At 68.3% G+C, this 26,540-nt stretch carries 24 protein-coding genes; 11 read left to right on the top strand and 13 right to left on the bottom strand.

The window, feature by feature from the left end; all coding sequences use genetic code 11:
* Positions 1-120 precede the first annotated feature (120 nt).
* The 4 genes from H5V44_RS12085 to H5V44_RS12070 form a co-directional block, all read right to left on the bottom strand.
* On the bottom strand, positions 121-1,725 hold the full coding sequence (locus H5V44_RS12085; protein WP_185193390.1) for a preprotein translocase subunit SecD: 1,605 nt from the start codon (positions 1,723-1,725) through the stop codon (positions 121-123).
* Positions 1,725-2,594, bottom strand: coding sequence for a protein translocase subunit SecF (secF, locus tag H5V44_RS12080; RefSeq protein ID WP_185193389.1), 870 nt, complete (start codon positions 2,592-2,594; stop codon positions 1,725-1,727). Before secF ends, H5V44_RS12085 begins: the two co-directional genes overlap by 1 nt.
* Positions 2,595-2,678: 84 nt before the next feature.
* Entirely contained in the window at positions 2,679-3,194 is a 516-nt protein-coding gene (locus H5V44_RS12075) for a DUF5812 family protein (protein WP_185193388.1), read from the bottom strand.
* Between the two features lie 78 nt (positions 3,195-3,272).
* Entirely contained in the window at positions 3,273-3,806 is a 534-nt protein-coding gene (locus H5V44_RS12070) for a hypothetical protein (RefSeq protein ID WP_185193387.1), read from the bottom strand.
* Positions 3,807-3,928: 122 nt separating this feature from the next.
* Here H5V44_RS12070 and H5V44_RS12065 point away from each other — a divergent pair, with 122 nt between their 5' ends.
* The 9 genes from H5V44_RS12065 (at position 3,929) to H5V44_RS12025 (ending at position 14,961) form a co-directional block, all read left to right on the top strand.
* Positions 3,929-5,224: a glucose-6-phosphate isomerase gene (locus H5V44_RS12065; protein ID WP_185193386.1), complete on the top strand. Its 1,296-nt coding sequence runs from the start codon at positions 3,929-3,931 to the stop codon at positions 5,222-5,224.
* Positions 5,225-5,483: 259 nt separating this feature from the next.
* Positions 5,484-5,711, top strand: a complete 228-nt coding sequence (locus H5V44_RS12060; RefSeq protein WP_185193385.1) for a DNA-directed RNA polymerase subunit H — start codon at positions 5,484-5,486, stop codon at positions 5,709-5,711.
* Entirely contained in the window at positions 5,708-7,276 is a 1,569-nt protein-coding gene (locus tag H5V44_RS12055) for a DNA-directed RNA polymerase subunit B'' (RefSeq protein ID WP_185193384.1), read from the top strand. The genes H5V44_RS12060 and H5V44_RS12055 overlap by 4 nt, the downstream gene beginning before the upstream one ends.
* Position 7,277: 1 nt before the next feature.
* Complete coding sequence (gene rpoB, locus H5V44_RS12050; RefSeq protein ID WP_185193383.1) at positions 7,278-9,107, top strand: DNA-directed RNA polymerase subunit B; 1,830 nt, start codon at positions 7,278-7,280, stop codon at positions 9,105-9,107.
* Positions 9,108-9,114: 7 nt separating this feature from the next.
* Positions 9,115-12,045, top strand: coding sequence for a DNA-directed RNA polymerase subunit A' (locus H5V44_RS12045; RefSeq protein ID WP_185193382.1), 2,931 nt, complete (start codon positions 9,115-9,117; stop codon positions 12,043-12,045).
* Positions 12,038-13,267 carry a DNA-directed RNA polymerase subunit A'' gene (rpoA2, locus tag H5V44_RS12040; RefSeq protein ID WP_185193381.1) on the top strand — a complete coding sequence of 410 codons (1,230 nt, stop codon included), beginning with the start codon at positions 12,038-12,040 and terminating at the stop codon, positions 13,265-13,267. The genes H5V44_RS12045 and rpoA2 overlap by 8 nt, the downstream gene beginning before the upstream one ends.
* Positions 13,268-13,271: 4 nt before the next feature.
* The gene (locus H5V44_RS12035; protein ID WP_185193380.1) at positions 13,272-13,694 is read left to right on the top strand and encodes a NusA-like transcription termination signal-binding factor; all 423 of its coding nucleotides are present in this window, start codon (positions 13,272-13,274) and stop codon (positions 13,692-13,694) included.
* A 222-nt stretch (positions 13,695-13,916) separates the two neighbouring features.
* Complete coding sequence (locus tag H5V44_RS12030; protein WP_089768796.1) at positions 13,917-14,345, top strand: 30S ribosomal protein S12; 429 nt, start codon at positions 13,917-13,919, stop codon at positions 14,343-14,345.
* A gap of 52 nt (positions 14,346-14,397) precedes the next feature.
* Positions 14,398-14,961, top strand: a complete 564-nt coding sequence (locus H5V44_RS12025) for a 30S ribosomal protein S7 (protein WP_246403979.1) — start codon at positions 14,398-14,400, stop codon at positions 14,959-14,961.
* Between the two features lie 42 nt (positions 14,962-15,003).
* Here the strand turns inward: H5V44_RS12025 and H5V44_RS12020 are convergent, their stop codons facing one another.
* Positions 15,004-15,765 (bottom strand): DUF5781 family protein, encoded by a 762-nt coding sequence (locus tag H5V44_RS12020; protein WP_185193378.1) that lies wholly within the window; start codon positions 15,763-15,765, stop codon positions 15,004-15,006.
* Positions 15,766-15,963: 198 nt separating this feature from the next.
* Between H5V44_RS12020 and H5V44_RS12015 the strand changes: the two genes are divergently transcribed.
* Together H5V44_RS12015 and H5V44_RS12010 are read left to right on the top strand one after the other, a co-directional pair.
* Positions 15,964-16,896, top strand: a complete 933-nt coding sequence (locus tag H5V44_RS12015) for a DUF7551 domain-containing protein (protein WP_185193377.1) — start codon at positions 15,964-15,966, stop codon at positions 16,894-16,896.
* A gap of 1 nt (position 16,897) precedes the next feature.
* Positions 16,898-17,713, top strand: a complete 816-nt coding sequence (locus H5V44_RS12010; RefSeq protein ID WP_185193376.1) for a DUF7260 family protein — start codon at positions 16,898-16,900, stop codon at positions 17,711-17,713.
* A 43-nt stretch (positions 17,714-17,756) separates the two neighbouring features.
* On the opposite strand, the gene H5V44_RS12005 is transcribed toward H5V44_RS12010, so the two are convergent.
* The 8 genes from H5V44_RS12005 to H5V44_RS11970 form a co-directional block, all read right to left on the bottom strand.
* Entirely contained in the window at positions 17,757-18,542 is a 786-nt protein-coding gene (locus tag H5V44_RS12005) for a TSUP family transporter (protein ID WP_185193375.1), read from the bottom strand.
* A 143-nt stretch (positions 18,543-18,685) separates the two neighbouring features.
* Positions 18,686-19,042 carry a DsrE family protein gene (locus tag H5V44_RS12000; protein ID WP_185193374.1) on the bottom strand — a complete coding sequence of 119 codons (357 nt, stop codon included), beginning with the start codon at positions 19,040-19,042 and terminating at the stop codon, positions 18,686-18,688.
* Positions 19,043-19,155: 113 nt separating this feature from the next.
* Positions 19,156-19,980, bottom strand: coding sequence for an MBL fold metallo-hydrolase (locus H5V44_RS11995; protein WP_185193373.1), 825 nt, complete (start codon positions 19,978-19,980; stop codon positions 19,156-19,158).
* Positions 19,981-20,259: 279 nt separating this feature from the next.
* The gene (locus H5V44_RS11990) at positions 20,260-21,642 is read right to left on the bottom strand and encodes an ATP-binding protein (RefSeq protein ID WP_185193372.1); all 1,383 of its coding nucleotides are present in this window, start codon (positions 21,640-21,642) and stop codon (positions 20,260-20,262) included.
* A gap of 142 nt (positions 21,643-21,784) precedes the next feature.
* Positions 21,785-23,653 carry a cation:proton antiporter domain-containing protein gene (locus H5V44_RS11985; RefSeq protein WP_185193371.1) on the bottom strand — a complete coding sequence of 623 codons (1,869 nt, stop codon included), beginning with the start codon at positions 23,651-23,653 and terminating at the stop codon, positions 21,785-21,787.
* 231 nt (positions 23,654-23,884) lie between these two features.
* Positions 23,885-24,220: an AzlD domain-containing protein gene (locus H5V44_RS11980; protein ID WP_185193370.1), complete on the bottom strand. Its 336-nt coding sequence runs from the start codon at positions 24,218-24,220 to the stop codon at positions 23,885-23,887.
* Complete coding sequence (locus H5V44_RS11975) at positions 24,220-24,957, bottom strand: AzlC family ABC transporter permease (protein ID WP_185193369.1); 738 nt, start codon at positions 24,955-24,957, stop codon at positions 24,220-24,222. Before H5V44_RS11975 ends, H5V44_RS11980 begins: the two co-directional genes overlap by 1 nt.
* Positions 24,958-25,269: 312 nt before the next feature.
* Positions 25,270-26,511 (bottom strand): RNA-guided endonuclease InsQ/TnpB family protein, encoded by a 1,242-nt coding sequence (locus H5V44_RS11970; protein WP_185193368.1) that lies wholly within the window; start codon positions 26,509-26,511, stop codon positions 25,270-25,272.
* Between the last annotated feature and the right edge of the window lie 29 nt (positions 26,512-26,540).

Below are 26,540 nucleotides of genomic sequence, written 5' to 3'. Positions count from 1 at the left end.
AATCGAAGCCTAACGGGATAGGGCGGTCCGGCGCCGTGGATCGGCCGGACGGCGGCGGGCGACGGCTCGTCGCCGTCCGTCGGTTCGACGACTCCCCGAAGCCCGTGACAGCGGCCCGTCTCAACGGCCGATCGTGGTCAGCGAGCGGAGGATGTCGCCGTACGCCGGCCGGGTGATCAGGACGCCGATCAGCACCCCGAGGATGGTGAAGATGGCGAAGCCCTGGAGGTCGCCCAGCGACAGGATCGCAAGCGGCGACATCGCGAGGACGGTGGTGGCGGCGGCGGCGCCGATTACCCAAAAGGCCTTCCGGAAGCGCGATTGGAACACCCGCCTGGAGTTGATCTCGCCTTCCGCCATCACCTCGTCGGCGATGATGATCAGGTCGTCGACCCCGGTCCCGATCACGGCGATGAACCCCGCGATCACCGACAGGTCCAGCGGGTAGCCGATCCCCGCGGCGAAGCCGAGCAGGATCACGACCTCCGAGAGCGCGGTCACGACCATCGGGGCGGCGATTCTGAGGTCCTTGTACCGGGCGAAGACGGTTCCGCTGACCGCGAGCACGGCGATGATCCCCGTGATCAGGGAGTTGGTCCGGAAGTCCGACCCCTGGCTCGGGGAAATAAAGGAGGTCGTCCCGCCGCTCTCCTCGGAGAAGTCGAGTTGCGCCGGCAGCGCGCCGGCGCGGAGGTTGATCGAGACCTCCTGGGCCTCCGAGACGTTGGTGGTCTGCAGCTGGAACACCGGGTTCTGAGCCCACTCGCCGGTCCGCAGGCTGTCGGCGAGGCCGGGGCTCATCCCGAAGGCGTTCGTGACCTCGCCGTTGACCACGAGCAACAGACACGGCTCGGTGCTGTCGGGGGTGGTCTGGTACGTACACCGCGTCCCGCCCGGTTGGGCGAGTCCGGAATCCCGCATCGACTGCTGGAAGTCGGGCGCGACCGACTCCGAGACCGTCACGGGGACGAACGCCCCGCCGGACTCCTCCTGTGCGGTGCCGATGCTCTGGAAGTCCTCCTGCTGGAGGACGGTCTCGCGGGTGTAGTTGCCGTCGCCCGTCGGGTAGTACGCCTCGATCACGACGGTCCCGCGCTCGCTGACGAGCTCCCGGACCGACGAGGCGTCCTGGTTGGGCGCCTCCACGAGGATGAAGTTGTCACCCTGGGCGGTGGTTACCTGCTGGACGGTCCCCCCCGAGAGGCCGGCCTCGTTGATCTTGTTCTCCAGGATCCGGACGACCTCCTGGCGGGTCGTCTCGGTGACGCCCTCGCGGACGGTGCCGTCGTCGGTGAGGCTGTACCCCGCAGCGTCGAGCGCGGCCGCCAACTCGTCGGTGGTGACGCCTTCAGCGGTCACCTCGACGGTGTTGGCGGGTCCCGCTCCGGGCTGGGCGGTTCCCTGCGCCGACTGCGCTCCGAACCGGGCGATCACGTCGGCGGGGCCGGCGCCGTCGATCTCGGCGGCGACCTCCTGTTCGACCACCCGCGGGTCGTCCCCGCCGAACTCGACGCCCTCGGCGGTGACACCGACCAGCGGCGCCCGCACGCGGGTGCCGCCGGAGAGTTCGAGCCCGTACTGGAGGTTCGTCACGCTGCTCTGGGCGGCGACGTCGCCGCCGGCGGGGTCGTCGGGGCCGAGCGTCGGGGAGAACAGCGCGAACACCGAGATCAGGAGGAAGACGACGAGCAGGATCACCCGCCAGTTTTGCCTGATCGCCACCATCAGCGGGCGACCCCCTCGTACTTGTACCACCGCAGCAGGCTGAGGTTCAGCATATAGGTGTTCATCAGGTCGGTCACGAGCCCGAACACGAGCACCGTCCCGATGGCGGCCAGCAGTTGGATGCCGAACAGCGTCGCGGCGATCGTCATCACGATCATCGCCACGATCGAGGTCAGCGTCATCGTCACGCCGGTCCGCATCGCCCGGTAGGTCGACTCGTAGAAGTCACCCGACCGCCGGAGGACGTGGTTGTTCAGGAGGATGTCGGAGTCGACGGAGTACCCGATCAACATCAGCAGGGCGGCGACAGTCCCCAGGGAGAGTTCGATCCCGAGGAGGTTCATCAGCGCCAGCGGGATCACGATGTCGGAGAACGCCGAGATCACGACCGCGACCGAGGGGACGAACACGCGGAACATCGCAAAGACGAGCAGGCTCATCCCGAGAAACGCCACCCCGAGCCCGCCGAGCGCCAGCGTCTGGGTGTCGGAGCCGAAGCTCGCCGACACCGAGGAGATCGAGCGGATGTCGAGCCCCGCGGCCTCGGCCTGTCGTTCCAACTCGGCGGCGCTGCCCGACTGGAAGGTGATCACGTAGACGTTCTGGGCGGGGACAGACCGGATCGACTCGGGTTCGGCGTCGAAGGCCGCCCGGATCTGCTCTTCGGCCGCCGCCTCGGGCCCGTCGATCGCGACCTGGACCTCCGTGCCGCCGGTGAACGCGATCCCCTGGCTCACTGGAGCGCCGGTCATCACGAACCACCCCGCGATGATCAGGATCGCGACCGCCAGCGCGGCCAGCGGGATCGCCGCAAGCTGGCGGTTGGTGTACCGGGAGTAGTCGACTTCCGGTACGGTGAACTCGACCATAGCGTCCGGTGGAGAGTCGTGCCGAATAAGCCTTCTTATGACGTCTCGCGGACCGCCCCGCCGGCCGCGGGGCGACGGCCGCCGCTACGGCAGATACCGGACCGAGACCACGCCCGGTGCCGACCGGATCTCGACCCGGTCGACGCCGAGCCGGGCGGCCCGCGCACGCAACTGCTCGTCGTCGTCGAGAACGTCCGCGACGGCCTCGTCGGTGCCGTCCTCGGGGACGGTCAGCACGTGGACCTCGCCCGTGCCCGCCCGCGGCTCCCGGGTGAGGTCGCCGACCGCCTGGTCGGCCGCGAGGTCGACCGAGTGGGCCGTCGGCGGCTCGGGGCTCCGCTCGATCGGCACCGACCGCCGCGATTCGGTCTCGATGAGTTGGTAGGAGACCTCAAGCGGCGGGTCGGGCGCGACCGCGCCCTCGACGACCTCGCCGCGCTCGACGCCCGGGTTCGACGAGAGCGTGTGGACCTGGCCGGTCTCGACGTTTCTGAGCACCGCCGACGACGCCTCGGCGGCGGTGACGAGGAAGGTGCCCTCCGTGCGGTCGTCGTCGCCCGCGTCCTCGGGGTCGGGATCGTCGCCGTCGGGATCAGTCATCTGACGGCGGTACGCGGTCGCCGCACTTTCCCGTTTCGTCCCCGCGTCGGCGTCACGGGCTCGGGTCGGTTTATCGAGTCACTCGAACACGTAGTGAGCCAGCCCCACGAGCGCCGCGCCGGCGAGCGGGACGCTCCAGGCGAACACGGGCGGGATCGCGTAGAGCGCGGCGACGACCGGCGCGAACGCGCCGCTCGGCGGCGGCCGGGTCACCGTCTCCCCGTCCAGCGTGAACGTCTCCGGCATCGACGCCACGACGCCGAGGTAGATCGAGAGCAGGAAGACGAACCCCGCGACCGCGAGCGCCGCCTCGTGGCGCGTCGAGCCCCGGGTCCCGCGTCGGTGCCGGCGGGCGACGAGCAGCGTCGGCGCGATCGCGGGCAGGACGACGAGCAGCCCGACCACGATGTAGAACGACCGCGAGAGGGTGAGCGACCCGCCCGGGACCGCCGCGGTCTGGGCGATCAGGACCACCAGGGCGGCCCCGACGAACAACGCGACGAGGCCGATCGCGAGGGCGCTCGCGACGACGTAGAGCTTGAACAGCCGCGAGTCGCTCGCCCGGAACGCGTAGGGGAACGCGCCGAAGACGCCGTCGTACCCGGATGCCATCGGCGCCACTTGGGCCCCGGCCCGTTTGAATCGCGCGATCCGGCGTCGCCGCGGCCGGATCCGACCGCCCGCCGGGCCACCCAACCGACCGCTTTTTGCGGGGGCCTCCCGGTACCGTACCTATGCACGTCGACCTCGGCGGGGTCCTCGGCGCCACGCCCGGCGTCTCGCGGGACTCCCTGGAACGGCTCGACGAACAGGTGGCGACCGCCCACGAGCGGATCGCGGCGGGTCGCGACGACCACGAACGGGGGTACGCCGCGCTGAACCTGCCCGCCCGGGTCGACCTCGATGCGATCCGGTCGGCGGTCGCGCCGTTCACCGACGCCGAGGCGGTCCTGACCGTCGGGATCGGCGGGAGCGCCCTCGGCGCGGCGACGCTCGCGGACGCGCTCGCCGGTCCCGACGACCCCGACGTCTACGTCCTCGACAACGTCGACCCCGAGCACGTCCCGCGGCTCCTGGATTCACTCCCCTTAGAGCGGACCGCGGTCAACGTCGTCTCGAAGTCCGGCACCACCGCGGAGACGCTGTCGAACTTCCTCGTGGTCCGGGAGGCGATGGCCGACGCCGGCGTCGACTGGACCGAGCGCACGGTCGTCACCACGGGCGAGTCGGGGAACCTCCGGGCGCTCGCCGACGCCCACGACCTGCCGTCGCTTCCCGTTCCGGACGGCGTCCCGGGGCGCTTTTCGGTGCTGTCGCCGGTCGGGCTGGCGGTCGCGGCGATCCAGGGCCACGACCTCGACGCGATCCGCGCCGGCGCCGCCGAGGCGGCCGACAGCCTGTCGGGGTCGCTGTTCGAGACGCCCGCGTACGCCTACGGCGCGGCTGCGTATGCGCTCGCAAACCGCGGCGCCACCACGAACGCGATGATGCCCTACGCCGAGCGGCTGGAGACGTTCGCGGAGTGGTTCGCCCAGCTGTGGGCCGAGAGCTTGGGGAAGGACGGGCTCGGACAGACCCCCACGCGGGCGCTCGGCGCGACCGACCAGCACTCCCAGCTCCAGCTGTACCGCGCCGGCCCGCGGGAGAAGCTGGTGACGCTCCTCCGGCCCACCGACCGCCCTGCCTGCCCGATCCCCGAAACCGACCTGGAGGGCCTGTCGTACCTCGGCGGGTCGACCCTCGGGGACCTGCTCGACGCGGAGTTCGACGCGACCGGGGCGAGCCTGGCTGCGTCGGGCGTGCCGGTGATCCGCGTGGAGATCGATGGCATAGACGAGCGGAGCCTCGGCGCACTCCTCTACGGGATGGAGGCGGCCTGCGTCCTCTACGGGGAGCTCGCCGGGGTGTCGACGTTCACCCAGCCCGCAGTCGAGTGGGGGAAACGCGCCGCCCGCGGGCTGCTCGGCGGCGGCGAGTTCGAGGAAGCGGAGGCGGTCGAGGAGCGGACGAGCCTCCGTATCGATCCCTAGCTCGGGGCGTCGCGGGCGCTTCCGGTGTCTCCGCCCCCACAGCCGCGTCGATCATAATCCCATAGCAGTCGTGTCGTCGCCGGAACAGCTATATTGGTAAAGCCCCTGAATACAGCCAACACGGGCGCCGGAACCACCCGTGACGGTGAGCCGTGCTTTTCAGATCCGCAGTTGACAAGGGTTAAATGCCTCCTCGCCCAACGAGGCTGTAGTATCCCGTGACAACTTCTTCCCCATCAACAACCGCTCCCACCCAGATATGGTAGACGTAAGCCAACACGAACTCGTCCCGGAGCACACGCTCATCGACGAGGAGGCGGTCGAGTCGATGTTGTCGGAGTACGACGTCAAGCGCGCGGAGCTTCCCAAGATCAAACGGAAGGACCCCGCGCTGCCCGACGAGGCCGAGGTCGGCGACGTCGTCAGGATCGTCCGCGACTCCCGAACCACCGACAAAGCCGTCTCCTACCGACTGGTGATCGAATGAACCGACAGGACAGACGCGTCGTCTCCCGGGAGTACTTCTCGGAGGAACGGCTCGCAGAACACCACTTCCGGTCGTTCAACAACTTCCTCGAGCGGGGAATGCAGGACGTCGTCACCGAGAAGGAACGCATCGAGACCGACATCGGCGACAAGGAGGGCGAAGAGCCCGTCTTCGTCGAACTCGGCGACGTCCGCGTCGAGACCCCCCGCGTCAGGGAGGCCGACGGCTCGGAGGAACTGCTCTTCCCCCAGGAGGCCCGCCTTCGGAACATCACCTACGCCGCGCCGGTGTTCATGGAGATGTCCATCGTCCGCGGCGGCGAGGAGGAAGAGGAGATGGTGGTCGACACCACCGAGACCAAGGTCGGCCGGATGCCGATCATGGTCGGCTCCTCGAAGTGCAACATCGCGGGGCTGAACGACCGGGAACTCATCGAGATCGGCGAGGACCCCGTCGATCCCGGCGGCTACTTCATCGTCAACGGCTCCGAGCGGGTGCTGATGACGAGCGAGGACCTCGCGCCCAACAAGATCCTCGCGGAGTACGACTCGAAGTACGGCGACGAGATCCAGGTCGCAAAGACGTTCTCCCAGCGCCGCGGGTACCGCGCGCTGGTACTGTGTGAACGCAACCGCGAGGGGCTGCTCGAAGTGTCGTTCCCGTCGGTTTCGGGCTCCGTGCCGTTCGTCACGCTCGTGCGGGCGCTCGGACTCGAATCCGACGAGGAGATCGTCCACCGCGTCTCCGACGACCCCGAGATCGTGAAGTTCATGCTCGAAAACTTGGAGGAGGCGTCGGTTCAGACCGAGCAGGAGGCGATCGAGACCCTCGGCGAGCGGGTCGCGGGCGGCCAAGGCAAGAACTACCAGCTGAAGCGCGCCAACTACGTCATCGACCGCTACCTCCTGCCGCACCTCCACGAGGACGGCGTCGACGACGAGGACGTCCGGATCAACAAGGCGTACTACCTCTGCCGGATGGCGGAGGCGTGCTTCGAGCTCGCCTTGGACCGACGCGAGTCCGACGACAAGGACCACTACGCCAACAAGCGGCTGAAGGTCTCCGGGGACCTGATGAGAGACCTCTTCCGGACCGCGCTGAACAAGCTGGCACGCGACGTGAAGTACCAGCTCGAGCGGGCGAACATGCGGAACCGCGACCTCACCGTCAGCACGGTCGTGCGGTCGGACGTCCTGACCGAGCGGCTGGAACACCCGATCGCGACGGGCAACTGGGTCGGCGGCCGGTCGGGCGTCTCCCAGCTCGTCGACCGTACCGACTACATGGGCGTGCTCAGCCACCTGCGCCGACTCCGCAGCCCGCTGTCGCGGTCGCAGCCGCACTTCGAGGCGCGGGACCTCCACGCGACCCAGTGGGGTCGTATCTGTCCCTCCGAGACCCCGGAGGGGCCGAACTGTGGGCTGGTGAAGAACTTCGCGCAGGCGATGGAGCTCTCACAGAACGTCGAGGACGAACAGTCGCTCAAGCGCGAACTGGCGTCGATGGGCGTCGAAGGCATCCCCGGCATCGAGGGGACGGCGGCGGACACACCCGCGGACGACTAATATGGCTCAGGCACAACGAGAGGCGAAAGTCTACGTGAACGGCAGTCTGATCGGGACGCACCCCGATCCCGAACAGCTCGCAGAACAGATCCGGGAGGCGCGCCGCCGCGGCGACGTCTCGGAGATGGTGAACGTCTCTGTCAAGGAACGGACCCGCGAGGTCATCGTCAACGCCGACGCCGGCCGCGCGCGCCGCCCCCTCATCGTGGTCGAGGACGGCGAACCCCTGCTCGGCGACGACGAGATCGAGGCCGTCGAGGAGGGCGCCGTCGACTTCGAGGACCTCGTCGACCGCGGCTACATCGAGTTCATCGACGCCGAAGAGGAGGAGGACATCTACGTCGCCGTCGACGAGGAGGAGGTCACCGACGAACACACCCACCTCGAGATCGACCCGCAGCTGATCTTCGGGATCGGCGCGGGCATGATCCCCTACCCCGAGCACAACGCCTCCCCGCGGATCACGATGGGCGCGGGGATGATGAAACAGTCGCTGGGACTGCCCGCGGCCAACTACCGCATCCGGCCGGACACGCGGCAGCACCTCCTGCATTACCCCCAGCTGTCGATGGTCAAGACCCAGACCACCGAACAGATCGGGTTCGACGAGCGGCCGGCCGCACAGAACTTCGTCGTGGCCGTGATGAGCTACGAGGGGTTCAACATCGAGGACGCGCTGGTGATGAACCAGGGGTCGGTCGACCGGGCGATGGCACGCTCGCATTTCTTCCGGACCTACGAGGGCGAGGAGCGCCGGTACCCCGGCGGCCAGGAGGACCGCTTCGAGATCCCGAGTCAGGACGTCCGCGGCGCACGCGGCGAGGACGCCTATACCCACCTCGACGAGGACGGCCTCGTCAACCCCGAGACCCGGGTCGACGAGAATTCCGTCCTGCTCGGGAAGACCTCCCCGCCGCGGTTCCTCGAGGAACCCGACGACATGGGCGGGCTCTCCCCCCAGAAGCGACGGGAGACCTCCGTCACGATGCGCTCGGGCGAGTCGGGCGTCGTCGACACCGTGACCCTGATGGAGGGTGAGGACGGCTCCAAACTCGCGAAGGTGTCGGTTCGGGACCAGCGGGTCCCCGAACTCGGCGACAAGTTCGCGTCGCGCCACGGCCAGAAGGGCGTCGTCGGCCACCTCGCACCCCAGGAGGACATGCCGTTCACCGAGGAGGGCGTCGTGCCCGACCTCGTTTTGAACCCCCACGCGCTGCCGTCGCGGATGACAGTCGGCCACGTCTTGGAGATGCTCGGCGGCAAGGTCGGCTCCCTGGAGGGCCGCCGCGTCGACGGCACCGCCTTCCAGGGCGAAGACGAGGAGGAACTCCGGGAGGCCCTGGAGGATCACGGCTTCAACTCCTCCGGGAAGGAGACGATGTACTCCGGCATCACCGGCGAGAAGATCGACGCGGAGATCTTCGTCGGGACGATCTTCTATCACAAGCTCTACCACATGGTGAGCAACAAGCTGCACGCCCGCTCCCGCGGGCCGGTGCAGGTGCTCACCCGCCAGCCGACCGAGGGCCGCGCCCGGGAGGGCGGGCTCCGCTTGGGCGAGATGGAACGCGACACCGTGATCGGCCACGGCGCGGCGATGGTGCTCCAGGAGCGCCTGCTCGACTCCTCGGACAAGGAGACCGTCTACGTCTCCGCCGACACCGGGATGGTCGCGGTCGAGGACCGCGGCCAGCGCCGGATCTACGACCCCGTCACCGGCGACGAGGACGACATCCACGAGATCGAGATCAGCTACGCGTTCAAACTCCTGCTCGACGAGATGATCGCGCTCGGCATCCGACCGCGACTAGACCTCGAGGACGCAGTCTAATTCAACAATGTCAACACAGACACCAAAGGAGATCGGATCCATCCAGTTCGGGCTGATGGACCCGGAGACGTACCGCGACATGTCCGCCACGAAGATCATCACGGCGGACACCTACGACGACGACGGCTACCCCATCGATATGGGACTGATGGACCCCCGGCTCGGCGTCATCGACCCGGGGCTCGAGTGTCGGACCTGCGGGTCCCATTCGGGGTCGTGTAACGGCCACTTCGGCCACATCGAGCTGGCCGCGCCGGTGATCCACGTCGGGTTCACGAAGCTCATCCGGCGGCTGCTCCGGTCGACCTGCCGGGAGTGCGGTCGGCTGTCGCTCACCGCCGAGGAATCCGAGGAGTTCCGCGAGGGCCTCCAGCGCAACGAGGAGCTCGGCGAGGACTGGACGGACGTCCTGAAGGCCGCGGTCCGGCAGGCCCGGAAGGCCAGCCGGTGTCCCCACTGCGGCGCAACCCAGCACGACATCAAACACGAGAAGCCGACCACGTACTACGAGGTCCAGGACGTGCTGGCGGGCGATTACTCCGAGCGGATCGCCTCGGCGATGCAGCCCGACGACGACGGCGAGGGCGGGCTCTCCCCGCAGGCGCTCGCCGAGGAGTCCGGCCTCGACGTCAGCCGGGTCAACGACATCCTCTCGGGGGAGTTCCGGCCGGTCGGCGAGGATCGGAAGAAACTGGAGTCCGCGCTCGACCTCGACCTCACCGAGGAGGATATGAACAAGCTCATGCCCTCGGACATCCGCGACTGGTTCGAGGACATCCCCGACGACGACATCGAGACGCTCGGAATCGACCCCGAGCGGTCGCGTCCCGAGTGGATGATTCTGACCGTCCTCCCGGTCCCGCCGGTCACCGCGCGGCCGTCGATCACGCTCGACAACGGCCAGCGCTCCGAGGACGACCTCACCCACAAGCTCGTGGACATCATCCGGATCAACCAGCGGTTCATGGAGAACCGCGAGGCCGGCGCACCCCAACTGATCATCGAGGACCTCTGGGAGCTGCTCCAGTACCACGTCACCACGTTCGTCGACAACGAGATCAGCGGGACGCCGCCGGCGCGGCACCGCTCGGGCCGTCCGCTGAAGACCCTCTCCCAACGGCTGAAGGGCAAGGAGGGTCGGTTCCGCGGGTCGCTGTCGGGCAAGCGCGTGAACTTCTCCGCCCGGACCGTGATCTCGCCGGACCCGACGCTGTCGCTCAACGAGGTCGGCGTGCCCGAACGGGTCGCCCGGGAGATGACCCAGACGATGAACGTCTCCGAGCGGAACGTCGACCAGGCGCGGCAGTACGTCCAGAACGGCCCCGAGGGCCACCCCGGCGCCAACTACGTCAAACGGCCCGACGGCCGCCGGCTGAAGGTCACCGAGAAGAACTGCGAGGAGCTCGCCGGGAAGGTCGGCCCCGGGTGGGAGGTCAACCGCCACCTGATCGACGGCGACATCGTGATCTTCAACCGCCAGCCGTCGCTGCACCGGATGTCGATCATGGCCCACGAGGTGGTGGTGATGCCGTACAAGACGTTCCGGCTCAACACCGTCGTCTGCCCGCCGTACAACGCCGACTTCGACGGCGACGAGATGAACATGCACGCGCTCCAGACCGAGGAGTCGCGGGCGGAGGCCCGCGTCCTGATGAGAGTCCAAGAGCAGATGCTCTCACCGCGGTTCGGCGAGAACATCATCGGCGCCATCCAGGACCACGTCTCGGGGACGTATCTGCTGACCAACGGCAACCCCGAGTTCACCGAGACCCAGGCGCTCGACCTCCTGCGGGCGACGAGCATCGACACGCTGCCGGAGCCCGCCGGCGAGAACGAGGCGGGCGACCCCTACTGGACCGGCCGCCAGCTGTTCAGCGAGCTCCTGCCGGACGACCTGAATCTGGAGTTCACGTCGTCGGCGGGCGACCAGGTGCGGATCGTCGACGGCCAGCTCGTCGCCGGCACCATCGACGAGGACGCCGTCGGCGCGTTCGGCGGCGAAGTCGTCGACACCCTCGCGAAGGTCCACTCGAAGACGCGGGCCCGCGTGTTCGTCAACGAGGTCGCGTCGCTGGCGATGCGGGCGATCATGCACTTCGGGTTCTCGATCGGGATCGACGACGAGTCGATCCCCGACGAGGCCACCGCCTTGGTCGACGAGGCGATCGACAGCGCCTACGACCGCGTCGAGGAGCTCATCGAGATCTACGAGGCCGGCGAGTTGGAGTCGCTGCCCGGCCGGACGGTCGACGAGACCCTCGAGATGAAGATCATGCAGCAACTCGGAAAGGCCCGGGACTCCGCCGGGGAGATCGCGGAGGACCACTTCCAGGACGACAACCCCGCGGTGGTGATGGCCCGCTCCGGCGCGCGCGGGTCGATGCTGAATCTCACGCAGATGGCCGGGTGTGTCGGCCAGCAGGCCGTGAGGGGAGAACGGATCAACCGCGGGTACGAGGACCGAACCCTCAGCCACTACCAGCGGAACGACCTCTCGGCGGAGGCCCACGGCTTCGTGGAGAACAGCTACCGCAGCGGACTGAACCCGCGGGAGTTCTTCTTCCACGCGATGGGCGGCCGCGAGGGGCTGGTGGACACGGCGGTCCGGACCTCGAAGTCCGGCTACCTCCAGCGCCGGCTCATCAACGCGCTCTCCGAACTGGAGGCGCAGTACGACGGCACCGTCCGCGACACCTCGGGGACGGTCGTCCAGTTCGAGTTCGGCGAGGACGGCACCTCGCCGGTGAAGGTCTCCTCCTCGGAGGACAACCCGGTCGACGTCGAGACCGTCGCCGACCGCATCCTCGATGCGGAGTTCGACTCCGAGGCCGAAAAGCGGGAGTTCCTGGGGCGGAAGGAGCAGCCGACAAACATCTCGGAGTACGCCGGGCCGGGGCTCGACAAGGCCCAGAGCCTGGAGGTGGAGTCCGATGACTGACGACTACGCCCACGTCGACGACGACATCGAGGCGATCGTCCGGGACTACAACCTCCCGGAGAGCCTCCGCCGGCGGATCTACGAGACGATCGAGGAGCGGGAGGGCGTCACCCTCGAAGAAGCCGACGAGATCGCCCAGGCGATCTCCTCGCGCTACGAGGACTCCCGCGTCGACGCCCACGACCCGGTGGGGACCGTCTCGGCGCAGTCGATCGGCGAGCCCGGAACGCAGATGACGATGAACACGTTCCACTACGCCGGCGTCGCCGAGATCGACGTCACCCAGGGGCTGCCGAGGCTGATCGAACTGGTCGACGCCCGGAAGACCCCCGACACCCCGATGATGACGGTTTATCTCGAGGACGAGTACGCCGAAAAACGGGAGCGTGCCCACGAGGTCGTCTGGCAGATGGAGGCGACCAAGATCCTCGCGCTGGGCGACATCTCCACCAACGTGGCGGACATGATCGTCCAGGTCGACCTCAACGACGAGACGCTGGCCGAGCGGTGGCCCACCGTCGACGACGTCGACGTCGTCGCCGAGGAGATCGCCGAGACGATCGAGGACGCCCTCGGCGTCGACACCCGGCGGGAGGGGATGCTCGTCGAGTTCGGCCCCGACGAGCCCAGCTACCGGCGGCTCCTCCAGCTTGTCGGGGAGCTTCGGGAGATCGTGTTCAAGGGCTTAGAGGACATCTCCCGGGTCGTCATCCGGAAGGAAGAGACCGATGACGGCGAGGAGTTCGTCCTCTACACCGAGGGATCGGCGTTCGGCGACGTGCTCACGATCGAGGGCGTCGACGCCTCCCGAAGCACGAGCAACAACATCCACGAGGTCTACCGGAACCTCGGCGTCGAGGCCGCCCGCGAGACCATCATCAACGAGACGATGGAGACGCTGCGGGAGCAGGGCCTCGACGACGTGAACATCCGGCACCTCATGCTCGTCGCGGACATCATGACGAACCGCGGCGAGATCGAATCGATCGGCCGCCACGGCATCTCGGGGTCGAAGGACTCCGTGCTCGCGCGGGCCGCCTTCGAGGTGACGGTCAACCACCTCCTGGACGGGGCGGTCCACGGCGAGGAGGACGACTTGGACGGCGTCATCGAGAACGTCATCGTGGGCAAGCCGGTTTCCATCGGGACCGGCGACGTCGACCTCCGGATGGGGTCGATCGAGGCCGACGGCGGCGCCGAACCCGAACTCTCGGACGACTGAGGCGATGCGAGTCACGCTGTCGGACGAGGCGCGCCGGCACATCGCCCGGTTCGAGGAGGAGACCGGCGCGACCGCGCGGGACTGCCTCCTGTTCGAGGAGCGGGTCGTCATCCTGGTCTCCGCGGGGGAGATGGGCGCCGCCATCGGTCCCGGCGGCGCACACGTCCAGGCGGTCGAGGACGCCGTCGGTCGCAGCGTCGACCTCGTCGAGGACGCCGACACGCCGGCAGCGTTCGTCGAGAGCGCGCTGGCGCCCGCGGCGGTCCGGCACGTGACGCTCTCCGAACAGGGCGGCGACCGGGTCGCGTACGTCGAGATCCCCGAGGGGGACCGCGGCGTCGCGATCGGGACCGACGGCCGGAACATCGAGGTCGCGCGGACGCTCGCCAGCCGCCATTACGACATCGACGACATCCAGTTGACGTAGCGCCGGCGTCGCCTCGGCCCGGACGGGGGGTGCGGCGGCTCCGCGCCGGCAACGACTCGCTTTCCACGCCGTTCAGCACGTCTCCGCCCGCGAGCCCGCGTCGTCGTGATAGAAAACGACGGGCGCAGAGCCCGTTTTAGGGGGCTTTCCTCCGACCTGCGCCCGTTTCGGCGTCGCGGAAAAGGGAGGCTTAAGTGGTTCCGACGGAAACAAATTCACACTATGGCGAACGGCAAATACGCCGCGCGGAAACTCAAGCAGGACCGGCAGAAGCGACGCTGGTCCGACTCCGAGTACGCGCGCCGCGAGCGCGGCCTCGGCGCGAAGTCCGATCCCCTCGAGGGGGCCCCGCAGGGACGCGGGATCGTCCTCGAGAAGGTGGGGATCGAAGCGAAACAGCCCAACTCGGCCATTCGGAAGTGCGTCCGGGTCCAGCTGATCAAGAACGGCAAGCAGGTCACCGCCTTCTGTCCGGGCGACGGCGCGATCTCCTTTATCGACGAGCACGACGAGGTCACCATCGCCGGGATCGGCGGCGCGAAGGGTCGGGCGATGGGCGACCTTTCGGGCGTGAACTACAAAGTCGAGAAGGTAAACGGCGTCTCGATGATCGAACTGGTCCGCGGCAACGCCGAAAAGCCGGTGCGCTGAGATGTCGGAAAGCGAAGCTCCCGACGGCGAGGCCGAATCCGAGGACGCGGGGATGGAACACGAGGCGCTCCTCTTCGGCACCTGGGACGTCTCCGAGATCGAGTACGCCGACCCCTCGACGGAGCGATACATCAACGTCACGCCGATCGCCCACACGATGGGCCGGCACGCCTCAAAGCAGTTCCAGAAGTCCGAGATCAGCATCGTCGAGCGGCTGGTCAACCGGCTGATGCAGACCGAGGAGAACACCGGCCACAAGCAGAAGACCATGAAGATCGTCCGCGAGGCCTTCGAGATGGTTCACGACCGGACCGACGAGAACCCCGTGCAGGTGCTGGTCCGCGCCGTCGAGAACGCCGCCCCGCGCGAGGAGACCGTCCGCTTGAAGTACGGCGGGATCTCGGTCCCGCAGGCGGTCGACGTCGCCCCGCAGCGCCGCGTCGATCAGGCGCTGAAGTTCATCGCCGACGGTACCCAGCGCGGGTCGTACAAGAACCCCAAAAGCGCCGCCGAGGCGCTCACCGACGTGCTCGTCGGTGCCGCCGACTACGACGTCCAGTCGTACGCGATCGGGCAGAAGGAGGAGTCCGAGCGCGTCGCCGAGGCCGCACGGTAAGCCGTTCGCAGCCGACGACGCTGCGGGTTTTCCGTTCCGTTTTCAGTCCGCAGCGACGGCGTTGCCTGAGTCGACGACGTACGCACGGGTGGCGTCCACGAGCGTTTTCCGGAAGTCGCTCGCGGAGGGGTCCTCGCCGAGCGACCGGAACCGACGCTTGAACGCCCCGAGATCGATCCCCGGCGCGTCGTCGGCGGCGGCGTGCGCCAGGTCGTAGAGCCGGTGGCTCTCGTCGACGACGTCGTGGCGCTCGACTAACCCCAGCGCGAACGCCGCGTTGACCGCGGTGATCTCGGGGTCCGACCCGGCGGTGACCCGGCGGGAGTCGGGCCACGGCGCGGGGCCCGCCCGGGTCGAGACCGCCCGCGCGAGTTCGGATTCGAGGAACGACACCAGTTTCTCGGGCGGGGTCACCGAGAGCGTGATGTCGTCGGCGTAGATGTCCTTCATGTGGTTCGCGATCTGGTAGCAGTGGGCGATCTTCCGGCGTTCCACCGACTCCCCGGAGAGCGCCAGAAACAGCGCCTCCTCGGTTCGGAAGTGATGCGAGGCGTGGCCCTCCTCGTTGCGGGCCATATGCGCGAGTTCGTGGACGATCAGTTCCCGTGCCATCGCACTCGTCGCCGCCTGCTTCGAGATGTTCAGGACGTGGCGGTCGTCGTAGTGGGCCGCCCACGTCCGCTCGTCGGGGTCCTCCCGGACATCGACGTGGACTGGGAGGTCCAAGTCGTACTCCGTCTCGAAGAGGTCCGCCGCGCCGAGAAACGGGTCGGCCGGGACGGCTCCGCGCACTCGGATGTCCATGGGTATCTGTAACACGGTTCCGGCCGATTAAGACTCTTACCCTGCGGCCCCGACGTGGACGACGAGCCGGCCGTTCGGACCCGAAAACGCAGGGGCGCCCGCCGTTTTAGGACACCCTAAAATCGGTGGAGTTATTCGTCTTTAGGTGACCCTAAAGAATATGCACCAGCATCGCACAGCAACGCGGGAGGGAGGCCGATGACGGTCGGCGTGACGCTCGTCGGGATCAGGGAACGCATCGAGGGACTCGCCGAGACGGACGGCGCGTACTACGTGGTCTGTGGCCGGACCGGCCACCGTCCGGTGCCGGTCGCCGACAAGCGGTTCGGGGACCGGGCGGCCGCACGCCGCGCCGTGAGCGCGGCGATCGAATACCGGGCGGCGCTCCGTCGGTACGACCCCGAAGTCCCCCACTACGATCTCATCGTGTGTGAGGCGCGGGACCGGCGAACGACGGAGCCGGGACACGACTGTTCCGGCCCTGCGGGGGCTCAGCAGTCGCTCTCGGCGCCGATCGTCACGGGCACTGCCGGGAGCGAGCCCAGGGGCCGCGGCCGGCTTGTGGAGCGATGTCACTGCGTCGCCGCGGCGACGTTCGAGTCGCTGTCGGACTGCGGATTCCGCGAGGTCGAGCGGGCGACGATGGAGCGGTACACGGAGTTGGCGGAGGCGTTGCCGACCCCCGACGGGCTCTGTCTGTGCCTGCTCGAGAGTATGGCGGCGACGCTCGCCGACCGGCTCGACGGAACGGAGCAGGCGGCCGTCCTGACGCGGGCGGCCGAGCGCCTGGGCACCTGTGAGGGCGAGGGCGATCCGGTGACGGCGACGTTCGCCGGGCTCGTCGACTGCGACGTCGTCGGGGAGTTCTCCCCGCCCGAACGCGCCGACCGGGCCCAGGCCACCGCCCCCGACGTCGCCACGGTTCGGTTCTCCGAGTACGCCCTCTCCCCGCGGGAGGGACACCTACCGGTACTGCCGATCGTCGTCGACCTCGTCCGCCGGCTTCCCGACCGGGTCCCCACGCGGGTACGCGTGGACCCCGTCGGCGACGGGTGGCGTCTCGAACTCGCGTTCGAGGGTGGCAGCGACCCCGAGGGCCTACTGAACGCGCCGATCCGTTCGCCCGCGTAGGATGTCGCAGACGACGTACATCGACGCGGCAGCCGAGCGGGTCGAGGCCGAGCGCGCGGCTGCCGACGCCAAGCGCGCCGGGATGAAGTCGTTCCTCGACCGGGTCGCCGACCTCTCGGCGGACTCCTCGCCCGCCGGAACGTCCGGCGTCGCCGGCACCGGCGGGCTGGCACGGCGCACGGAAACGTCGGGTGCCGGCGGGTGTGAGTCGGTCCGGACCGTGTTCGCGGAGACGGTTCACCCGAAGGCCCTCGCCGAAAACGTCGACGCGAGCGCGGAACCGGACGTGTCGGAGTCGGCGTCGCTCACGGCGACGATCCGCCGGGAACTCACCGAGTCGATCGCCGTCGCCGTGGCGCCGGCGTCGAACGTTCCCTTCTCGCCCGGACTCAAGCGGGGCATCCTGACCGAGGCCCGGCGCCGACGGGCGGAACTCGACGTGCTGTGTCGGGCGCTGGACCGGGAGTCCGAGTCGCTGCAGGCGGCCGCCGACACCGTGGCGTCGGTCTCGTCGTGGATCGCGGCCGCCGACGAGACCCCGCTGACCGAACTCGGCTTCGACGCGCTGCGGCGCCGACACGAGTCGCTCGCAACCCACCGGGACCGGTGTGACGACGCTGTCGCCGACCGGCAGTCGGCCCTCGCGTCGACGACCGCCGTCGGCGCGGACGCCGGACTCCGGCACCGCGATCTCGTCGGGAGCATCTACGAGGGACTCGCCGTCGACTTCCCGGTGGTCGTGACCCTGGCGCGGCTCGACGACGCGTGTCGGGAGTGCCAGCGGTCGGTCCGCGCCCACCTCGTCCGGCGGGCGTGATCGGGCCGGGGGTCGACCGGGCGGTCCGTGGCCCGCCGCCCCGTCAGGCGATGCCCAGCCCGCCGGCGACGAGTCGGACCCCGACGAGCGTGAGCAGGCCGAGCACGACCAGCCGCCGCGGACGTTCGCCGACGACCTCCCGGAGCCGCTTTCCGACCGCGACGCCCACGACCGCCGGCAGGACCGCCACGAGCGACGCCGCCGCGACGGCGGTGCTCGGATAGAGCCCGAAGGCGCCCGCGATGGCGACCCGGACGCCGTTGAGTCCGAGGAACACCAGCGCGACCACGCCGACGAACAGGCCGTGTGAGAGGTCGAAGCTCCGGAGGTACGCGATCAACTGGACGCCCACGTTGGTGCCGCCGAACAGCAGCCCCGAAACCCCGCCGACGGCGGCCATCCACGGCCGGGACCCGAACGCGTCGCCCCCGAACGAGACCCACGCCGGGAGCGGGGCGGCCCGCTGGGCGGTCGCGACGAAGCCCAGCGTGAGGACGCCGAGCCCGACCCGGAGCGGCGCCGCCGGCACCCGCTGGAGCGCCGCCATTCCCACGACCGTCCCGACCAGAGCGGCGGCGATCAGCGGCCAAAAGCGCGCGCTGCACGTCCGCAACTCCCGGACGGAGAGGTCGCTCACGAGCGAGAGGTTCACCGAAAAGATGGGCACGATCATGAACACGACCGCGGTCGCGGGGTCGAGAAGCGTCGCGAGCGCCATCGTCCCGACGACGGCGAACCCGAACCCGGCGACGCCGTTGGTCGCGCCGGCCACGAGGACCACGAGCGCGACGGCTGCGGCCGTCGCCGGGGTGAGGGCCGCAAGCGTCACCGGCGGAGCTCCCGGGAACGTCTCGCCGTCGGGAGGCGGGGCAGGACGGTCATGGCTGTGCTACGGACATCGGATGCGTTCGATGAATCTCACAGCCGGTCGGCTAATAAATCGCGGGTGCGAACCGTCGCGTGACGCCGCTTTCAGAACGTGATGATCTCGTAGTCGTCGTCGACCAGCGAGCGGATGCTGGGGTGGCCGTCGTGGTCGTCGAGCGTCACGAGGCCGGCGTCGGCGACCGCGTCCGCGACGCCGAAGGCGCCCGAACAGTAATCACACACCGAGGTGTCGTCGCGGACGGTCCGATAGAGGTCGTGATAGTCGCTGTCCTCGTCTTCGAGTTCCGGGATCCACTGGGTGCCGGCGCCGTCGAAGATGAGTTCGAGTTCGTCGTCGTCGTTCTCGGCGAATTCCGTTGCGGCTTCGAGCCCGTTGGCAAGCCGCCCGAGGTTCTCGTGTCCCTCCGTACCTGCGAGGATGATGACTGCTGCTTTGGTCATTGCGTCATAGCGTACGCACCCCTGTGGTTTAGGGGACAGGGAGGCGTGCAGCCACGGCACCTCCGCGACGAATATTTAAATGTTGTCGCCGGACGGAACGGAGGTCGCCCGCGTCACAGGTCGTACCTTTCGCCGTCGACCGCGAGCGGCTCCTCGAACGCCTCCGCGGCGGGGTAGAAGTGCGCGGAGTGGACCAGCCGGGTCTCGGCGGCAGCGAGCTCCCTGGCGAGGTCGAGCGCCCCCTCCCGGGTCATGTGTTTCGTGCCGAACGTCCGCGGTACCCCCTCGGCGTCGTGGTGGTCCCCGCCCAGCGGGTGGTGTTCGCACAGCGACGCCGGGACGATGGCGTCTGCGAGAAACAGGTCGGGATCGGAGAGGACCGCCCGCGACCGCGCCGGGATGTCGTAGGTGGTGTCGCCCGACAGCGACAGTTTGGCGCCGGTCTCGGGGTCCTCGATCGCGAGCCCATAACAGACCAGCGGCGGATGGTCGACCGGCACCAGCGTCGCTTCCAGCCCGCAGACCTCGAACGGCTCGAAGGGGGCCCGCGGCCGGGACTCGACCCGGTCGAGGTAGTCGTACTTCCGGGCCACGGTGTCGGCGACGCTCTCGCCGGTCACGGTGTCAGTCTCGTCGGCCGCGTAGACGGGGAGGTCGTCGAACAGCCGGTAGGCGTTGCCGAGGCCGTCGAGGTGATCGAAGTGGATGTGGGTGACGATCCCCGCGTCGGGGAGGTCGACCTCGCGGGTCAGAAACTGGCGTCTGAAGTCGGGACTGAAGTCGATCAGCACCGACTCGCCCGTGCGCTCGTTCCGGACGTGTACCGAGAACCGCGTGCGCTCAACGCCCCGGCGGCGCGCCTCGGCGCAGGTGTCGCAATCGCAGCCGACCGTGGGCGTACCGGTGGTGTCGCCGGTGCCCAGCAGGGTGACCCGCATCGTCCCGGGTTCGGCGCCGCCGAGGGATAAACTGCCCGAGCGAGCGCGGCGGCAGGTCGGCCGGGGGACGAGTTGTGGCGTCAGTGGCCGCCGGCGACGCCGCGCCGTAGGTGAAGGCGTCCGACCGGAACGGGAAACGCTCCGCGTCGTCCGGACGTCGGAACCCGGCGAGAACTCCGCGACGCTCAGCGAGTCGACCGCACCGAACGAGTGGGTAGCGGGCGTCGATCCGTCACCGGCCGGGAGAGGTTTCCGACGGGAACGTAGCTGGGCCGGGTCTCAGCTACTCTTTTCGATCTCGTGGGCGTGGTCGTGGGTCCCCGACCCGGAGTTGTCCCCGGGCGAGCCCTGCCAGTTGTCGAAGTCGCTCATGTTCTTGAGGTTGTCCCGCTCCTCGAAGTCCTCGACGGCGGCGACGATGTCGTCCTGGGTGAGCGTGGTCCGCTCCTCGGTCAGCGCCTCCAACACGGCCTCCCGAAGCACCATCCGGAGGTCCGAGCCGGTCATCCCGTCGGTCAACTCTGCGACTTCGCCCGGGTCGAAGTCGTCGATCTCCATTCGGCGGGTGATGATCCGGAGGATGTCCGCCCGCATCTCCCGGTCGGGCTTCGGGAAGTTCACGATCTCGTCGAACCGGCGCCACGCCGCCGAGTCCAGCTGATCCGGGTGGTTGGTGGCGCCGATGAGGATCACCTCGTCGCGGATCAAGGAGATGTCGTCGATGCTCTTCAGCAGGGTGTTGACAGCGCGTTTCAGCGCGGCGTGTTCGTCGGAGCGGCGGGTCTTCGCCACCGAGTCGAACTCGTCGATGAAGAGGATACACGGCGAGAGCCGCTTTGCGACCTCGAAGGTCTTCTCGACGTTCTTTGCGGTCTCGCCGAGATACTGGCTGGTGATCATCGACAGCTTCACCTCGACGAACGGGAGCCCGAGTTCGTGTGCCAGCGCCCGCGAGACGGTCGTCTTGCCGGTTCCCGGCGGGCCGACGAACAGGATCTTCCCGATCTCCCGGAGCCCGATCTCCGCGAGGTACTCCCGGTGTTCGATCGCCTGCATCAGCTTCTGGATCTCCCCCTCCTGGTCGCCGGTCAACACCAGGTCCTCGAGGGTCATCTCGATCTCCTCGGGGGCACGCACCTGGACGAGATCGAGCATCTCCGCGTCCTCGTCGGCGTCGAAGTACTCCTCGAGCAGGCTGTCGATCCAGACCCGGTCGGCCTGGATCGGTCGGGTCTGATCCCTGGCTTCCTCGTGGGTCACGTCGACGTCGTCGCGGTCCTCCGCGTGGGCGGCGATCGTGGGGTTGGTCGCGAGCCGCTCGCGGTCGGCGCGGTCGAGGTACCACTCCAGCGCCATCTCGGGCTGGGTGACGGACAGCCGGCCGGAGAACTCCTCGCGCTGGGTAAACAGCAGGTCCGAGACCGTCTCCCAGGGGTGCTCGACCCCGGTCGCCTTCCGCGCGACGGAGTCGGTGACGACGAGCGGGCGTTCGATATCGACGACGTCCGGGTCGTCGTCGCCCGACTCCTCTTCCTCTGACGGTTCCGTCCAGAACACCCGGCGGTACCGCGGCGGCAGATCGTTCTCGTCGAGACCGCGATCCTCCGTGTAGAGATTCGCCGTGAGGAGGAACTCGACGACTTCGAGAGCCCGGTCACTCATCCCAAAAGTGTTGCCGTCCGACTTGCATAAGCGCGTCGAAACCGGGGCGGCCTGGTGTCGTGGCAGCCAAACGGGGGTCGTGGCAGGGGACCGTAGATTCACCGCCGGGTCGGGGTGGCGAAGCGTTCGGGCCGGCGGAGCGTCACCTATCGGGATGGACGAACCGGAGCGCCTCGTGGACCTCCTCGCGGCCGCCGATGATCGTGAGGCGGTCGCCGCGCTGGAGCGTCAGGTCCGGCTGGGGAACCTTGGTCTCGCCGTCCCGCTGGATCAGGGCGATGAGGCAGTCCTCGGGGAACTTCGGCCCGACCTCCTCGACGGTCCGACCGATCAGGTCCTCCGAGGTGATGTCGACCTCCTGGATCTCGCCAGTGTGGCCGATCTCGGCCATCCAGTCCATCATCGAGGGCCGCTCGATGTAGTTGTCCATCGCCTGTGCGATCGCGACCGTTGAGGAGATCGCCCGGACCCCGAGTTCCTCGAACGCCTCGGCGTTGTCGGGGTTGTTGACCCGCGCGAGGATCGTCTCGGGGTCGAACTTCGAGCGAGCCAGCTGTGAGACCAGCAGGTTCACGTCGTCGTCGCCGGTCGCACCGACGACGATTCGGGCGTTGTTCGCCCCCGCCGATCGGAGCACCTCGGTGTCGGTCCCGTCGCCGTGGTGAGCGGTGAACCCCGCGTTTCGGGCGGTCTCTACGTTTTCCTGGTCCTGTTCGACGAGCACGACGTTTTCGCCGCGGCTTTCGAGGCGTTGGGCGAGCGATCGGCCCACCGTCCCGCCTCCGATGATGAGTACACGCATTGGGATGATGTCGAAGTATTCCGCGATCCGTCTGGCGAAGCCCCCCTCGAAGACGACGGTCACGAAGATGACCAGAAAGACCGTCCCAACGAGGAGGTCGGCGGCTGCGGCCTGTCCCGCGTTCCGGAACTGGATCGCGAACAGGGTCGCGACCGACGCGGGGATGATCCCGCGGGGGCCGACAAGGCTCATAAACCACCGCTCGCCGGTGGTGAACCGATCGCCGGCGGTCGAGAGAAACACCAGGAGCGGCCGGAGCACCAGGGCGACGATCCCGGCGACCGCGAGCCCGCGGAGGCCGATCTCCGCGAGGACGTCGAATCGTAGCAGCGCCGCCAGCGCGATGAAGACGAACGACAGCACGATCAGGGTCACGTCGCCTTTGAACGCGGAGATCTCCTCCTCGTAGGGGACTCCGAGGTTCCCGAGCAACACCCCCGCGGTGGCGACGGCGGCGATCCCCGCCTCGGTCGCGATGGTGTCGGCGGCGCCGTAAGCAACGAGCGCACCGGCGAGCACGAGCAGCCGGGCGTTTCGGGGGGCGCTCCCCGGCGAGAGGTCGATGTACTGGAGCGCATAGTACAGAATAGCGCCGACGACGCCGCCGACCAGGATCCCGATCCCGAGCCGTTCGGTGAAGAGCGTCAGGAGTTCCGTGAGGGAGCTGTTCCCGAGACTGACCGCCTCGAAGACGACGACCGCGAGGATCGCCGCCGTGACGTCGTTGACGATCCCCTCGGTCTCCAGGGCGGTCTCGACGCGGTCGCGGGCGGGCACCACCTCGAGGATCGGGGTGACTACGGTCGGGCCGGTTGCGACGAGAAGCGCGCCGATCAGGAACGACACGTCCCACGCCGCGCCGAGCAGGAACCGGACCGCGACGGCCGTGCCGACCAGGGCGATCGCGGCCCCAACCGTAATCAGTTTGAGGGTCGCTCCCGGCGCGCTCCGGAGGTCGTCGATCCGGAGGTGAAAGGCCCCCTCGAAGACGATGATCGCGACCGAGAGCCCCACGATCGCGCCGAGGGCGTTCCCGAAGGAGTTTGGACCGACGACGCCGAGCACCTCCGGTCCGAGGAGGACGCCCGCCGTGATGAGGAACACCACGCTCGGGATCCGGAACCGGTCCGAGAGGATCTGTGCGATTACCCCGATCCCGATGATCGCGGCCACGATCCCGATGAGGTTCGGCCCGCCCGTGGTGGCCACTATGTCACCTCCACGTGGTGTATGGGTCGGCGCAACGGTATAAAAGCACAGATAGCGGCGTCGGGCGTTTCCGGGAACCCCGCGCTGTCGCCGTATCTGTCCGAAGCGACCGGTTCGGAACGGGCGGGAACGACTGCCCCCGGAAACGCATCATACTGTCGGCTATAGTCCCGTGACGGGTTTCGACACCCCGGGGTGTCGAAAATCTTCACGTAGTTATAACCGACAGTATCAGAACCCGAACCGGAGCGCCCAGAAGGCGGCCATTCCGGCGAGAATAGTCGCGAGGATGTCGTCGACGAACCACGCCACCGCCGCCGCGACGACCGCCGCCGCCACCCGCTCGTTGCCGACGATCGCGATCGCCCCCTCGGGGGCGACGATCGCGGGGAGGGTGAGCGCGGCAAACACCGCCGGCGGGACGAACCGCAGCGCGTTCGTCACCCGGTCGGGGACCTCGTCGATCCGGCCGAACAGGTGGACGAACGACGCGCGGATGCCGAACGTCGCAACGCCCAGCGCGATCATCACCCCCCACACCGTCGCCGGGCCGTACTCGGTGGCCATCAGTGGGCCCCTCCGTCCGCGTCGTCGCCGTCACTCGGGAGCCGGCCGTCCGCGAGAACGCCGGCGACGACGCCCGCGGTCCCGCCGGCGATCAGCCCGAGATTCAGCGGGACCGACAGCGCCGCCCCCGCCACGGCGACCCCGCCGCCGACCGCCGCCGCGACGAGTTTCGGCCACGACGTCGTGGCGGGGACGAGCAAGCTGAGGAAGACGAGCGGGACCGCAAACTCCAGGCCCCAGGCGGGCGGCACCCGCGCGCCGACGACGATCCCGACGAGCGAACAGAGCTGCCAGACCACCCACAGCGACCCCGCGACCGCGAGGTAGTACTGTCGCCGGGCCGTGGAGTCGAGGTCGTCGGTGCCGGTGTACCGCGTCACCGACAGCGCGTACGCCTGGTCGGTGAGGACGTACGAACAGAGCGCCTTCCACCGCGAACGGAACGGCCGGAAGTGCGGCGCGATCGACGCGGAGTACATCAGCATCCGGAGGTTGATCACCACGCCGGTGGCGAGCACGACCAGGAGTTCGGCGTTGTCGCCGAGCAACTCGATCGCTGCCAGCTGCGACGCGCCGGCGAAGACGATCACCGAGAGCCCGGCGGCCTGGAGCGGCGACAACCCGGCGTCGACGGCGGTCGCACCGGCGACGAGGGCGAACGGCGCCACCCCGAGCAGGATGGGCGCGACGTCGCGCAGACCGCGGCGGGCCTCCGCGGGGAGGAGCGAACGGGACACGGCTACGGGTCGGGTCGGGGTGAGTAAACCGCTATTGCTTCGCGGTCGGCCAGCCGACGGGCGTCGCCCGCGGCTCGTCCGGTAAACGATGCCGGCCGAGAAGTCCACCGTCGGGCGGGACTGGAAGGGGCCGCGTTCTCGACGAACCCGGACGAAGCAAGGACCGCAGGAGCGAACGCAGTGAGCGACGAGGACCGCAGCGAGTCCTGGGAGTCGAGAACGCGGGGGCTTCCGGGGCCATCACGTCACCTTTCTCAACGATTCCAGTACTCAGCAAACGGTATCCGTGCGACACCAGTGAACTACCCTACCCTACTCGCTCACGGCTGATGCCGTTCGCTCCTTGAGGGTAGGGCTTCCTGCTTCTACGACGCGCTTTGCAGATACGGATGTATCCACAGGGAGCGAAGTCTCCACAGACGTTGATTCGGAGTGTCCCACTCCTACATCTTCGAGGCCGCGAGAAAGGATGTTCCACGCCGCGTTCGCGTCCCTGTCCGCCTCAAACCCACACGCAGGACAGGAGTGTTCACGGACCCATAACGGCTTTTCGGTTGAAACACCGCACGACGCGCACTCCTTGGTCGTCCCTCTCGGGTTCACGGCAACGAAGTGTGCCCCCTCTCGATCGCACTTGTATTCAAGCAACGAGAGGAACGTTCGCCACGCCGCCGACGCCGTGTTGCGGCTGTTTGACGGCGATTCCATCATCCTCTTCACGTTCAGGTCTTCGACCGCCACGAGGTCATACTCCCGAGCGTAGTAGTTCGAGAGCTTGTGGAGAAAGTCACGGCGCTTCCGTCGGAGGGCTGCGTGACACTCCGCGACTCGTTGCCGTTGTTTCTCCCAGTTGTTCGACCCGTGTTCCTTCCGCGAGAGGGACCGCTGTTCGCGTTCCAACCGCTCGCGTTCGTCCGAGAGGTCAAGCGACCCGACCGCCGTCCCATCCGTGTCGTGGGCGTACTTGAGAATCCCCACGTCGATACCGACACATTTTTTGGGATTCTCCGGCGGTTCGGGCGGTTCACGGTCCATTTCGACGCCGAAGGTGGCGAACCACTCGCCCGTCGGTTCCTTCTTGAGCGTGACCTGTTTGAGCGCGGCGTCGTCGGGGATGGCGCGGTGGAGCCGAATCGGTATGTCTGTGAGTTTCGAGAGTGACAGGACAGTCTGACCGCCCTTCTTGTCGAGCTTGAAGCCAGACTGACTGTACGTGAAACTGCGGAACTCCCGTGGTGGCTTCCACTTGAGTTGACCGACGTCGTAGCCGTTGTCCTTGAGTTTTGAGAGTCCTCTCAGGTTGTCGAACAGCCGTTCCACGACGGTTTGGAGCACCTTCGAGTACACGTCCGAGAGGCCGTCCCACCACTGCTTGAGGTCGGGGAGTTCCGACCGCAGTGTGGTCATCGACGGCAGTTCGCCGTGCTCGTCTTGGTACTCGTTGAGACGGTAGAGCGTGTGGTTGTAGAGTTGCCGACAAATATCGCGGTGCCGGTCCAACTCCTCACGGTGGGCGTCGGACGGGTTGAGGCGATATTTGTAGGCGTAGTACATCCGCTACTCTCGTTCCTCGATGAGTTCGT

The organism is Halobellus ruber (assembly GCF_014212355.1).
GTDB lineage: Archaea > Halobacteriota > Halobacteria > Halobacteriales > Haloferacaceae > Haloquadratum > Haloquadratum rubrum.
The sequence above is the reverse complement of the archived record's forward strand: the minus strand, read 5'-3'. Positions and strand labels throughout refer to the sequence as shown.

What these genes read in the sequence shown, in the direction of transcription:
- H5V44_RS12045 (WP_185193382.1), top strand. Translation starts at nt 9,115, where the DNA reads ATGTCAACACAGACACCAAAGGAGATCGGATCCATCCAGTTCGGGCTG.
- H5V44_RS12065 (WP_185193386.1), top strand. Translation starts at nt 3,929, where the DNA reads ATGCACGTCGACCTCGGCGGGGTCCTCGGCGCCACGCCCGGCGTCTCG.
- H5V44_RS12020 (WP_185193378.1), bottom strand. Translation starts at nt 15,765, where the DNA reads ATGGACATCCGAGTGCGCGGAGCCGTCCCGGCCGACCCGTTTCTCGGC.
- rpoB (WP_185193383.1), top strand. Translation starts at nt 7,278, where the DNA reads ATGGCTCAGGCACAACGAGAGGCGAAAGTCTACGTGAACGGCAGTCTG.
- H5V44_RS11995 (WP_185193373.1), bottom strand. Translation starts at nt 19,980, where the DNA reads ATGCGGGTCACCCTGCTGGGCACCGGCGACACCACCGGTACGCCCACG.
- H5V44_RS11970 (WP_185193368.1), bottom strand. Translation starts at nt 26,511, where the DNA reads ATGTACTACGCCTACAAATATCGCCTCAACCCGTCCGACGCCCACCGT.
- H5V44_RS11980 (WP_185193370.1), bottom strand. Translation starts at nt 24,220, where the DNA reads ATGGCCACCGAGTACGGCCCGGCGACGGTGTGGGGGGTGATGATCGCG.
- H5V44_RS12060 (WP_185193385.1), top strand. Translation starts at nt 5,484, where the DNA reads ATGGTAGACGTAAGCCAACACGAACTCGTCCCGGAGCACACGCTCATC.
- secF (WP_185193389.1), bottom strand. Translation starts at nt 2,594, where the DNA reads ATGGTCGAGTTCACCGTACCGGAAGTCGACTACTCCCGGTACACCAAC.
- H5V44_RS12025 (WP_246403979.1), top strand. Translation starts at nt 14,398, where the DNA reads ATGGAACACGAGGCGCTCCTCTTCGGCACCTGGGACGTCTCCGAGATC.
- H5V44_RS12085 (WP_185193390.1), bottom strand. Translation starts at nt 1,725, where the DNA reads ATGGTGGCGATCAGGCAAAACTGGCGGGTGATCCTGCTCGTCGTCTTC.
- rpoA2 (WP_185193381.1), top strand. Translation starts at nt 12,038, where the DNA reads ATGACTGACGACTACGCCCACGTCGACGACGACATCGAGGCGATCGTC.
- H5V44_RS12075 (WP_185193388.1), bottom strand. Translation starts at nt 3,194, where the DNA reads ATGACTGATCCCGACGGCGACGATCCCGACCCCGAGGACGCGGGCGAC.
- H5V44_RS11990 (WP_185193372.1), bottom strand. Translation starts at nt 21,642, where the DNA reads ATGAGTGACCGGGCTCTCGAAGTCGTCGAGTTCCTCCTCACGGCGAAT.
- H5V44_RS12010 (WP_185193376.1), top strand. Translation starts at nt 16,898, where the DNA reads ATGTCGCAGACGACGTACATCGACGCGGCAGCCGAGCGGGTCGAGGCC.
- H5V44_RS12000 (WP_185193374.1), bottom strand. Translation starts at nt 19,042, where the DNA reads ATGACCAAAGCAGCAGTCATCATCCTCGCAGGTACGGAGGGACACGAG.
- H5V44_RS12035 (WP_185193380.1), top strand. Translation starts at nt 13,272, where the DNA reads ATGCGAGTCACGCTGTCGGACGAGGCGCGCCGGCACATCGCCCGGTTC.
- H5V44_RS12055 (WP_185193384.1), top strand. Translation starts at nt 5,708, where the DNA reads ATGAACCGACAGGACAGACGCGTCGTCTCCCGGGAGTACTTCTCGGAG.
- H5V44_RS12015 (WP_185193377.1), top strand. Translation starts at nt 15,964, where the DNA reads ATGACGGTCGGCGTGACGCTCGTCGGGATCAGGGAACGCATCGAGGGA.
- H5V44_RS12070 (WP_185193387.1), bottom strand. Translation starts at nt 3,806, where the DNA reads ATGGCATCCGGGTACGACGGCGTCTTCGGCGCGTTCCCCTACGCGTTC.
- H5V44_RS12030 (WP_089768796.1), top strand. Translation starts at nt 13,917, where the DNA reads ATGGCGAACGGCAAATACGCCGCGCGGAAACTCAAGCAGGACCGGCAG.